We start from the raw sequence: 11865 nt of genomic DNA, 5'->3' as shown, positions 1-11865 counted from the left end.
TCCCCCGTCCTGATCCTCGGCTGGGACCTTCCCGGTAGGTCCCGGCCGATCCCCCGCGCCCGGCCGGATCCGGCCGGATGGCTCCCTCCGTCCCAAGTCTTGGCGCCCGCAGCGCTGTTGACCCACCGACCGCTTCGGCTGCCCGGAGTTCCCCGGGCTCACTCCGGCCGGGCCGGCCGCCACCGCCCGGTGCTACCGGCCGGCAACTTCCTTCCGCAGAAGGCCTTCCACTCACCATGTGACGTATGCAATGGTACATGTCACACTCCCCACCGTGTGATGGTGAAGCCGCCCCACGGCTCGCCAACAACGGTCCTCACCTCCTTCACGGCCGCGCCCCTACGCGGTCGACCACTGGCCAGGAGGCCCCCCACGTGAGAACCGCCCGGATACCGAAGGACCTCGTCAGGCTGCTGCTGGTCGCACTGACGCTCTGTCTGGCGATCGGCGTCTTCAGCCCCAGGAGCCAGGCCGCCGCACCCCGCCCGGCCGACCGTGCCGCCGGCGGTCCGACGCCCGGCACCTCCACGCCCGCAGGGCAGGCCCCCAGGCCGGCCACCGGTACCGCCGACCAGGACGACAGCCACGCCGGCAGCACCCTCCCCACCAAGGACCGTGCCCCCCTGCCGCTGGACCGCAGCGCGCTGCGACGCGACTACGACCGGCCCGCGACGACCGCCACCTCGGGCGGCCCGGCCGCCCGTGGTCTCGCGGCAGCCGCCTGCAACACCTCGGACTTCACCACCCGTACCGGCAGCGCGCTCGTCCAGCAGATCAAGTCCGCCGGCCTGGACTGCGTCAACACGCTGTTCAACCTGACCGGCAACGACGCCTACGCCGCGTTCCGCGAGGCCCAGATGACCACCGTGGCCAACGCGCTCCGCGACGTCTCGGCCGGATACCCCGGCGACAACAGCACCTCGGCGGGCCAGCTGGTGCTCTTCCTGCGGGCCGGCTACTACGTCCACTGGTACAACGCGTCGACCGTGGGCACCTACGGCAGCACCCTGCAGACCGCGATCCGCGGCGGCCTCGACGCCTTCTTCGCCGCCCCGCGCTCCCGCGACGTCACCGACGCCAACGGCGCGACCCTCTCCGAGGCCGTCACCCTGATCGACAGCGCCGAGGAGAACGCCCGCTACCTCTCGGTCGTCAAGCGGCTGCTGTCGGGGTACACCACCGCCTGGAACAGCTCCTGGTACATGCTGAACGCCGTCAACAACACCTACACGGTGCTCTGGCGCGGCCACCAGTCGGACGCCTTCGTGGCGGCCGTCCAGGCCGACCCCAGCGTCACCGACACCCTGTACGCCTTCGGCACCGCCAACAACGCGCTGCTCGGTGGCGACCAGGGCTACCTGGTCTCCAACGCCGGCCGCGAGCTGGGCCGCTTCCTCCAGTACAGCGCCCTGCAGGCCAAGGTCCGGCCGCTGGTCAAGGGCCTGCTCGGGCAGAGCTCGATCACCGGCCGCACCGCCGCCCTCTGGGTGGGCCTCGCCGAGATGACCGACTCCTACGACAAGGCCAACTGCGCCTACTACGGCACCTGCGACCTGCCGGCCCGCCTCAAGGCGGCCGTCCTGACGGTCAACTACACCTGCAGTCCGAGCATCCGGATCGTCGCCCAGCAGATGGCCGCGGCCGAACTCGCCTCCTCCTGCACCAGCCTGAAGAACCAGGACGCGTACTTCCACGGCGTGGTCCGCGACAGCGGCGCGGTCGCCGGGGACACCAACACCACCATCGAGGTGGTGGTCTTCGACTCCAGCAGCGACTACCAGACGTACGCCGGCACCATCTTCGGCATCAGCACCGACAACGGCGGGATGTACCTGGAGGGCGACCCGGCCGCCGTGGGCAACCAGCCGCGGTTCATCGCCTACGAGGCGGAGTGGGTGCGCCCGGCCTTCCAGATCTGGAACCTCAACCACGAGTACACCCACTACCTCGACGGCCGGTTCGACATGTACGGCGACTTCGAGGCCGGTGTGACCACCCCGACCATCTGGTGGGTCGAGGGCTTCGCGGAGTACATCTCCTACTCCTACCGCAACGTCAGCTACGACGCCGCGATCGCCCAGGCGGCCCAGCACACCTACTCGTTGAGCACCCTGTTCGGCACCACCTACGAGAACGCCGACCAGACCAGGATCTACAACTGGGGCTACCTGGCCGTCCGATACATGCTGCAGTCGCACCGAGCCGACATCGACGCCGTGCTCGCCAAGTACCGCGCCGGTGACTGGGCCGGCGCCCGTAGCCTCCTGACCGGCACCATCGGCACCCGCTACGACGCCGACTTCACCAGCTGGCTCACCGCCTGTGCGGCCGGCGCCTGCGGCGGCACCACCAACCCGCCCGCCAACCAGGCCCCGACCGCCGCCTTCACCGCTGTCACCAACGACCTGACCGCGGCCTTCACCGACACCTCCGCCGACCCGGACGGCACCATCGCGGCCCGCTCCTGGAACTTCGGTGACGGCACCGGCTCCACCGTTGCCAACCCCGCCAAGACCTATCAGACGGCAGGGAGTTGGACCGTCACCCTGACCGTGACGGACGACAAGGGCGCCACCGCCACCGCCACCAGGGCGGTCACCGTGACCACCGTCCCGGAGTGCACCGCCGCCGACACCCGTCAGCTGGGCCAGAACTGCCGCCGCTCCAACCTCGCCGCGACCACCGGCAACTACAGCTACCTGTACCTGTACGTGCCGGCCGGCACCCAGCAGCTGACCGTCACCGCCGCCGGCGGCACCGGCAACGCCGACCTCTACTACAACGCCAACGGCTGGGCCACCACTGGCTCCTGGACCGCGAAGTCCACCAGCACCGGCAACACCGAGTCCCTCACCATCAACAACCCGCCCGCCGGGCCGGTCTACATCAGCCTCTACGCCCAGCAGGGCTTCACCGGCGCCACCGTGAAGACCCTCTACTGACCGCGCCTCCTCCGCACGTACCGGACCGCCCCGGCGGGGACGCGCCAGCGCCCCGCCGGGGCGGTCCGGTGCCCGCTCCCGGCAGCACGGGAACGGCACCCGTCCCGCCGAGAACGGGGTGCGGGCCGGCCCCGGGGCTTAACCTTGATCATGCGGCCGGAGGGGCGGCGACAAGGGGGGCATCACATGGCGGGACCGGAACGTCCGTATCCGACCGAGGAGTTCCTGCGAGCGTGCCGGGCGGAGATCGCCTCGGCCCGCCGGCACGACGGCTCGGCGCGCTCCGCCGACACCGTCCTGCTGCACAGCGGGCGGCAGACCGGCGGCGGGGACCCGCGCGAGTACGTCTTCCGCTGCAAGAACTGGCGGGACACCCTGGACGGCCGCGCCCTGCTGGTCCGCCCCGAGGGATCTCAGCACGACTGGACACCGGCCGAGGTGACCCGCGGACCGGACGGCGCCGTCCGGGTGCTGACCGCCGCCGACCTCGGCACCGACCGGGCCAGGGCCGAACTCCGTGAGGACGACGCCGGCAACTGGGTCGCGCTGGTCAAGCGCCTCGAAGCGGTCGGCGGCCCGGAGAGCCGCCTGGAGACCGCCATGGCCGGCCTGCTGCTCGACCAGGGGGACGCCGCGGTCGCCCAGGTGCCCGACCCGCACCGCTGGGTGGCCGGCTGGCACGGCCTGCAGCTCAACGACCGCCAGCGGCGGGCCGTGGCCCAGGCACTCGGCAGCCGGATCCTCTTCCTCTGGGGCCCGCCCGGCACCGGCAAGACCGACGTCGTCTCGTACATCGCCGAGGGCTGCTACCGGCAGGGGCACCGGGTGCTCTTCCTGGCACCCACCAACGTCGCGGTCGACCAGGCACTGGAGCGGATCTGCGAACTGCTGGAGCGGGAGAGCGGGTTCGACTCCGGCCTGGTGCAGCGCGCCGGCCGGCTCGTGGTCCCCAGCCTCGCCCGGCGCTTCGGTGAGCAGGTCGACGAGGAGCGGATCACCGCCCGGGTGAACGCCGAGATCGACGCCCGGCTCGCCCGGGCCAAACCGGAACTGGACGGCGTACGCGCCGCCTTGGCCCGCCACGACGAGGGCCGGCGGCTGACCGAGAGCCTGGACGGCGCCCGGGCCCGGCAGCGTGCGGCCGCGGCCGAGAGCGACGAGGCCGGCCACCGGCTGCTGGTCGCCGACGCCGCCGCGGCCGCCCTGCGGCTCCAACTCGCCCGGGCCGCACCGGTCCAGGGCCTGTTCGCCGACCGCAAGCAGGCCAAGCTGGACGAGCTGCGGGCGGAACTCGCCGGGCAGATCGAGGCCACCGAGGCCGCCGCCCGGACCCAGCGGGAGGCCGCCGCCCGCGCCACCCGGGCCGAGGCCGACATCCCTGCCCTGGAGGCGCAGCGGCAGCGGGCCGCCGCGGAGCTGGCCGGCACCCCGCCCCGGGGCGAGCTGGAGGCCCGGGCCGAGGCCCTGCACCAGCAGATCCAGGAGCTGGACGCCGAGCGGCGCCGGCTCCAGGACACCGTCCGGTCCCGCTGCCGGGTGCTCGGCACCACCGTCGCCCGGGCCGTGCAGTCCCGCCGGCTGATGGACGAGATCGACGTCGTGGTGATCGACGAGGCCGGGATGGTCGACCTCCCGTCCGCCTGGGTCGCCGCCGGTCTGGCCGGCAAGCGGGTGGTGGTGGCCGGGGACTTCCGCCAACTGCCCGCGGTCACCAAGGCGGCCGGCGACGACGCCGACAAGGACCAGCAGCCGCACTCGCGGCAGTGGGCCGCCCGGGACGCCTTCCACGCGGCCGGGCTGGTCGGCACGGACGGCGCCGCCCGCGGCGGCGACCCGCGGCTGGTCGGCCTGGACACCCAGTACCGGATGCATCCGGCCGTCTGCGGACTGGTCAACGCGGTCGCCTACCCGGACGCGCCGCTGCGCACCGGCCGCCCGGACGGCAGCCGGCTGCCGTCCTCGCCGCTGCTGCCCGGCCCGCTCGTCCTGCTCGACACCTCCGGGCAGCGGGTGCCCGGCGGCGGCCCGGGCGCCCACCGCACCAACGCCGTGCACGAGGCGGTGATCCACGAACTGGTCCGCGGCCTGCAGTACGACGGCGTGCTGCCCGCCCGGGTCTCCGGCACGGGGGACGGCGCGCCGGGGCCTGGTGCGCAACTGGCGGTGATCGCGCCGTACAAGGACCAGGTGCGGCGGCTGAGCGAGGGGCTGCGGCACCGGTTCGGGGAGGAGTACGAGGGCCTGGTCGACACCGTGCACCGGTTCCAGGGAAGCCAGCGGCCGCTGGTGGTGATCGACATGGTGGCCGGCGCGGGGGCCAAGCCGGGATTCTTCTACGAGGGGACGGGCCTGTCCTCCACCACCACCCGGCTGCTCAACGTCGCCGCCAGCCGGGCCCAGGACCACCTGGTGGTGGTCGCCGACGTGGCGCACCTGCGCGAGCACCTGGCTCCGCACAGCGAGGCGCTGGTGATGCTGGACCATCTGGAGCGGCACGCCGTCCGGCTCCCGGTGGAGGAGCTGGTGCCCGTCCGGCAGGCGGCCGAGCTGGCCGGCCTCGCCGAGGACGAGCTGGCGCGCCCCGCGTTCTTCCCCGCCGACGAGGTGGGCCGGGCGGTGTCCTGGGACCTCGGCCGGGCGGTCACCAGCATCGACGTCTTCTGCGCCTTCCTGAACGCCAAGGCCGTGGACCACTGGATCGGGCCGCTGGCCGAGCGGGCCGCCGCCGGGGTCACGGTGACCGTCCACACCAGGGACCACCGCGGGGACACCCGGGCGACCTGGCTGGTGGAGCGGCTCGGCCGGAGCGGCATCACGGTACTGCAGCGGGAGCGGATGCACGAGAAGGTGCTGATCGTCGACGAAACCGTGCTGTGGCACGGCTCGCTGAACCTGCTGGCGAAGATCGGGCCGACCGACCTGATGATGCGGCTGACCGACCCGGAGTCCTGCCGCCGGGTGCGGCGGATCATGGCGCAGGCCAGGCCGGCGGACGAGAGCCGCTGGGAGCGCCCCGGCGGCGACCCGCGGGCCCGGGCCGCGGCCCCCGGCACCGCCCCGGCTCCCGCGCCCGCCCCCGCTGTCGCCCCCGCGTCGCCGGCGCCGTCGGCGCCGGTGGCGGGCAGGGCGACCGGGGCGCCGGCGGGGACCGCCCCGGGTGACGTGGTCGACGGGCGGCTCTACCTCAAGGTGCCGTACCAGGAGAAGGACGAGGCCAGGCGGCTGGTCCGGGCCCGCTGGGACGGCAGGCTCAAGCTCTGGTGGGTGGACGCCGCCGGCACCGACCGGGCGGCGGTGCGGCGCTGGCTGCCGTAGGGCCTTCCGGTGGCAGATTCCGGCCTGCGCGGGGAAGGTGGGCGAGGGGTCACCAGCAGGGAGAAGAGATGCCTGAAGTCACTGATCCGTACCTGCCCGGCACGCCGTGCTGGGTCGATCTGATGGCCGACGACCAGCAGGCGGCGCTGGATTTCTACCGGGACCTGTTCGGATGGCAGGGCGAGATCGGGCCGGCCGAGTTCGGCGGCTACGCGGTCTGCACGCTGAACGGCAAGGCGGTGGCGGGCATCGGCCCGACCATGGCGCCCGAGGGGATGCCCAAACCGCCGGTCGCGTGGACCACCCACCTCGCCACCGACGACGCGGACGCCGCCCAGCGGGCCGTCACCGAAGCCGGCGGCACCGTGCTGGTGCCGGTGATGGACGTCGGCACCACCGGCCGGATGCAGATCGTGGCGGACCCGACCGGCGCGGTGTTCGGGATCTGGCAGGCGGTGGACTTCGCGGGCGCCGAGATCGTCGGCGAGCACGGCGCGCTGGTCTGGAACGACCTGCACACCGGCGACGTCCCCGCGGCGACCGCCTTCTACCGCGCGGTCCTCGGCATCGAGGTGACGCCGATGGAGGGCGCCGAGGGCTACTACTCGCTGAACGTCGCCGGCCGCAGCGTCGGTGGCATGGGCACCCTCGACATGGACCCGCCCGGGACACCGGCGCACTGGCTGACGTACTTCGCGGTGGACAACCCGGACAGTACGGTCGACCAGCTGGTGAAGAAGGGCGGCAAGGCCCTGCTGCCGCCGTTCGACATGGTGGCCGGCCGGATGGCGGTCGTCTCGGACCCGCAGGGAGCGGTCTTCGCGGTGATCGCGCCGCTGCCGATGTAGCAGCCGCCGCCGCGTTCCCGGCCGTGGCCGGGAACGCGGCGAAGCCGCCCGGGCGCCGGTGGTCCGACGCCGGGGCGGCTTCGTACGGTCACCCGGGGCTGCTCGGCCGGTGGCACGCACGGCGTGGCATTCCCACCGTGGCGGCCCCGTGGCACTCACTCCGCGCCGAAGCGCTCCCGCCAGGCTTCCAGGTTCTCGTCCGTGATCTTGGCGAAGAGCACCGGCGGGACGGTGAACGAGGTGCCCGCGCCGACGAACTCGAGCGCGCGGGCCTGCTCGGGGGTCACCCAGGCCAGGTCGGCCGCCGGGGCCTGCGCCGCCGGTCCCCCGTCCGGGAGGGCCTGCTCCGGGCGGGCGAACACGCCGCGCATGACGGCCGCGGTCGACGGGATGAACGGCTCCGAGACGACCCCGTACAGGTGGATCAGGTTCATCGCCGTCCGCAGGGTGAGGGCGGCCGCGGCCTCGTCGGTGCGGATCTCCAGCCAGGGGGCCTTCGCCTCCAGGTAGGAGTTGCCGGCGCTCCACAGGGCCCGCAGCGCCTGGGCGGCCTTGCGGAACCGCAGGGCCTCCAGGTGCCCCTCGTACTCGGCCAGCAGGCCGGCGACCTCCTCGCCCAGGGCGCGCTCGGCCTCGCCGGGCTCGTTCCCCGCCGGGACGCTGTCGCCGAAGCGCTTGAGGCTGAACGACAGCACCCGGTTGACGAAGTTGCCGAGCGTGTCCGCGAGGTCCTTGTTCACCGAGGAGGAGAACAGCTCCCAGCTGAAGCTGGTGTCGTCCGACTCCGGGGCGTTGGCCATCAGGAAGTACCGCCAGTAGTCGGCGGGCAGCAGCTCCAGGGCCGCGTTGGTGAAGATGCCGTGCTGCTGGCTGGTGGAGAACTTCCCTCCGTAGTAGTTCAGCCAGTTGAAGGCCTTGACGTAGTCGACCTTCTTCCAGGGCGCGCGGGTGCCGATGATGGTGGCCGGGAACATCACGGTGTGGAACGGGACGTTGTCCTTGGCCATGAACTCCGTGTAGCGGACGTCGTCGGCCCGGTACCACCAGGACTTCCAGTCCCGGCTCTCGTCGGCCGGCGCCGCGTCGGCCCATTCCTTGGTCGCGCCGATGTACTCGATCGGGGCGTCGAACCAGACGTAGAACACCTTTCCGGCGGCGGCCAGTTCGGGCCACACGTCGCCGGGCACCGGGACGCCCCAGTCGAGGTCCCGGGTGATCGCCCGGTCCGCGAGGCCCTCGGTCAGCCACTTGCGGGCGATCGAGGACGCCAGCGTCGGCCACTCCGAGCCGGTGGCGTCGATCCAGGCGGCCACCTCGCTCTCCAGCTTCGACTGGAGCAGGAACAGGTGGGTGGTCTCCCGGACTTCGAGGTCCCGGCTGCCGCTGACCGCCGAGCGGGCGTCGATCAGATCGGTCGGGTCCAGCAGGCGGGTGCAGTTCTCGCACTGGTCCCCGCGGGCCTTGTCGTAGCCGCAGTGCGGGCAGGTGCCCTCGATGTAACGGTCCGGCAGGAACCGGCCGTCGGCCTTGGAGTACACCTGGCGGACGGCGCGCTCCTCGATGAAGCCGTTGGCGTGCAGCTCGCGCGCGAACTCCTGGGTGATCTCCCGGTTCTGCGCCGAGGAGCTGCGCCCGAAGTAGTCGAAGGACAGCTCGAAGCCGTCGTAGACCGCCTTCTGCGCGAGGTGCTGCTGCGCGCAGAACTCGTCCACCGGCAGCCCGGCGGCCTTGGCGGCCAGCTCGGCGGGTGTGCCGTGCTCGTCGGTGGCGCAGATGTAGAGCACCTCGTGGCCGCGTCGGCGCAGGTAGCGGGAGTACACGTCCGCGGGGAGCATGGACCCGACCATGTTCCCCAGGTGCTTGATCCCGTTGATGTACGGAAGCGCGCTGGTGATCAGGTGTCGAGCCATCCTGGGATGCTCCTCTTCATGAGGTGGGCGCCGGGCTCGGCGGAGCCGGGCGCGGGTCGGCGGGCAGCAGCCGGGGCGCACGGCGGATGCGTACGCCACCGTCACCGGCCGTGGCGGCCGCTGCTACAGGCAGCCATCAGTTTATCGACTGCGCCGAGCCCCCATCGCCGGTGTCCGCCCGGCGAACAGGCGGTGCCCGGCGACGGCCGGCCCCGGCTCCGGCGATCCGCAAACGCAGAAGTGCCGGTCGAGAATTCTCGACCGGCACTTCGGTGATCCCACGGGGATCGATCTGTGTCCGAGGGGGGACTTGAACCCCCACGCCCGATAAAGGGCACTAGCACCTCAAGCTAGCGCGTCTGCCATTCCGCCACCCGGACAGGGTGTGTGCCTCGGGGTTTTCGCTTGCTGTTCCCCTTGGCGACAGAGAGAACACTACCAGGGTTCTGGAGCGCTTCTCACCTGCGTTTCTGTGGTCGGGGAGGGGGCCCGCCGCGTCGCCGGAGCGGGAGGGGGCGAACCGGGAGGATCCGGCCGAAGGGGGCGGCCGACAGGTGGTGCGCCGGGGTGCGCCACGGGGGCGTTCTCGACGCCGCCCAGGCGCGGTGACGGGTCCGGCGGTGGGTCCGGTGACGGGTCCGGCCCGGGTGGCCGGTCGCCGGCCGCCGGCCGGCCGGTGCGGCTGGGGGCGCACGGGGGCGCAGGGCGGAGAACGCATCTGCGCCGTGAACGATCCAGCCGCGCTCGATGCGGGATTTCTGGCAGATCTGCCACCGCAACCGATCGGAATCGGGCGCGAGCGGTCCGACACGGGCAAGTTGTCGACGCTGCCGTGGTGTCCGGCGTGGCTCTCCTAGCCTCTGGGGACCAAGGGAGCCATGAGTGGAACGCCTGATTCCCGACGTCGGCGGCAGCCGGTGACGCCTCCCGTTACCAGCATGAAGGGCGGCTTGACGTGGAACAGATCAGCGGGGCGGCCGAGCCCGGGGCGAGACGGCCCGGTGCCGGTCCGGTCGAGGGCGTCTGGCGGATCTCGGTCCTGGCCCAGGAGTCGTCCGTGCCGAGGACCCGGCACGCGGTGCGGGACAGACTGTTGGCCCAGGGCATGGCGGGCTGGCGCTACCAGGAGCTGATCGACGACCTGCTCCTGATCGTCTCCGAGCTGGTCAGCAACGCGGTGACGCACGCGGCCGTGCTCTCGCCGCAGGTCACCACGGAGCTGACGATCGGCGGGGGCAGCGTGCGGGTCTCGGTCGAGGACGGCCACCCGTACCGCCCGAAGGCGCTGGAGAGCGACCTGGGGCAGCTCGGCGGGCGCGGGCTGCTGCTGGTCAAGAGCGTCACCCTGCAGGCCGGCGGGGTCTGCGACGTCGAGCGGACGGCCTCGGGGGGCAAGGTGATCTGGGCTTCCCTGCCGCTCCCGGCGCCGGGAGCCGACGATGAGCCGCGGGCCCCGGAGGAGCAGGGGCGCCGCCCGCAGGCGCCGGAGCAGCCGAGGCCGCCGCTGGCCACGGCCACCGTGCAGGTGCTGACCGCGCTGCAGCCGTTGACCGCGCCGCAGCCGCCGGTCACGCCGCAGGCCGAGGGCGGGTCCCCGGCGCTCGCCTGACCGGTCCGACCCGACCCGGCCTGGCCGGCCGGGTCGGACGAGCGCCCGGGCCGCCTGCTACCAGTCGCGTCCGGCGATCTCGCGGATCCCGGGCAGGGCGGCCTCGAAGACGGTCCGGAACCAGACCGAGAACGGGCGCTCGGCCTCCAGCTCCTTGAGCTCCTCGGCGCTGACGAAGGCGAAGTCGTCCACCTCGTCGGGGTTCGGCCGCACCGGGGCGGTGACCAGGCCCACGAACAGGTGGTTCCACTCGCGCTCGATCAGCCCGGAGGCCTCGTCGGGCAGGTCGTAGCGGACGGTGCCGGCCTCGCAGAGCAGCGCCGGGGCGACCCCGAGCTCCTCCGCCGTACGGCGGGCGGCGGCCACGAAGGGCGGCTCGTCCGGGTAGGGGTGCCCGCAGCAGGTGTTGGACCAGACCCCGGGGGAGTGGTACTTGCCGAGGGCGCGGCGCTGGAGCAGCATCCGGCCCTGGCGGTCGAAGAGGAACACCGAGAAGGCGCGGTGCAGCCGGCCCGGCTGCTGGTGCGCCCAGAGCTTCTCGGCCGTCCCGATCGTGACGCCCTCGTCGTCGACCAGCTCCAGGAGGATCTCCGGGGCGCCGGTCCCGCCGGCCGGTTCGGCGATGTCGGTCTCGACGTCGAGACCGGTGTCGATCTCGGAGGCGAAGTGCGTCGGGTTGGTCGGGGGACTCTGCGGCATGAGGCCTCTTTCGGGAGCACCGGTGGCGTCGCGCCCCAGTCTGCCGTATGGGCGCGCAGGATTGCCGCCCGACGCATTGTTGGCCGGGTCCTGCGCTTTCGAATAGGAAATCCGTTCGATCGCGACAATGGTTCGATCACTTCCGATCATGAGCGCCTCCCGGCGCCGGCCCGCCCGGGCCTTGCCCCGGCCTCCCGTCCCCGTCCCCGTCCCCGGCCTCCCGCCCTCGGCCTCCGTCCGTCCCCGGCCCCGGCCTCCCCGGCCCCGTCCGCGGGCCCGACCGCCCCCGGACCGGCCCCGCCCGCGGCCGAGGACCGGGCGCGTTCGGGCTGGTCGCCGCGGTCGCCTACCATCACCAGTACGGCGTACCGCCCCCGCGGCGGTACCGGAGCGCCACCGAGAGTGGCCGGCGCGGGCATCCGGCGGGCAGGTCGGCCGGGTGGTGCGGGGTCGCTCCCGCGTGATCACGCCCGCGCGGCCGCGCGCACCCACCTCGTGCGCGGCGCTCGACAAGCGGAGCACGACGGATCAGGAGACACCGC

General features: G+C 73.1%; 5 protein-coding genes, 1 tRNA gene and 1 pseudogene. 4 read left to right on the top strand and 3 right to left on the bottom strand.

The window, feature by feature from the left end; all coding sequences use genetic code 11:
- Positions 1–374 precede the first annotated feature (374 nt).
- From J2S46_RS09490 to J2S46_RS09480, 3 genes are all read left to right on the top strand, one after another.
- Positions 375–2942: a collagenase gene (locus J2S46_RS09490; RefSeq protein ID WP_229913063.1), complete on the top strand. Its 2568-nt coding sequence runs from the start codon at positions 375–377 to the stop codon at positions 2940–2942.
- Between the two features lie 186 nt (positions 2943–3128).
- Positions 3129–6257, top strand: a complete 3129-nt coding sequence (locus J2S46_RS09485; RefSeq protein ID WP_191292231.1) for an AAA domain-containing protein — start codon at positions 3129–3131, stop codon at positions 6255–6257.
- A 68-nt stretch (positions 6258–6325) separates the two neighbouring features.
- On the top strand, positions 6326–7105 hold the full coding sequence (locus J2S46_RS09480; protein WP_191292232.1) for a VOC family protein: 780 nt from the start codon (positions 6326–6328) through the stop codon (positions 7103–7105).
- Between the two features lie 155 nt (positions 7106–7260).
- Here the strand turns inward: J2S46_RS09480 and metG are convergent, their stop codons facing one another.
- Together metG and J2S46_RS09470 are read right to left on the bottom strand one after the other, a co-directional pair.
- Positions 7261–9015, bottom strand: a complete 1755-nt coding sequence (gene metG, locus J2S46_RS09475; protein WP_191292233.1) for a methionine--tRNA ligase — start codon at positions 9013–9015, stop codon at positions 7261–7263.
- Positions 9016–9310: 295 nt separating this feature from the next.
- Positions 9311–9395: transfer RNA gene (locus tag J2S46_RS09470), tRNA-Leu, on the bottom strand.
- Positions 9396–9970: 575 nt separating this feature from the next.
- Here J2S46_RS09470 and J2S46_RS09465 point away from each other — a divergent pair.
- A pseudogene (locus tag J2S46_RS09465) lies at positions 9971–10462 on the top strand (ATP-binding protein); the annotation flags it as partial.
- Positions 10463–10681: 219 nt separating this feature from the next.
- Here the strand turns inward: J2S46_RS09465 and idi are convergent.
- The gene (gene idi / locus J2S46_RS09460) at positions 10682–11323 is read right to left on the bottom strand and encodes an isopentenyl-diphosphate Delta-isomerase (protein WP_191292234.1); all 642 of its coding nucleotides are present in this window, start codon (positions 11321–11323) and stop codon (positions 10682–10684) included.
- Between the last annotated feature and the right edge of the window lie 542 nt (positions 11324–11865).

The organism is Kitasatospora herbaricolor (genome assembly GCF_030813695.1).
GTDB classification, from domain to species: domain Bacteria; phylum Actinomycetota; class Actinomycetes; order Streptomycetales; family Streptomycetaceae; genus Kitasatospora; species Kitasatospora herbaricolor.
Note: the sequence above shows the minus strand (reverse complement) of the source record. Positions and strands in the feature narration are given on the sequence as shown.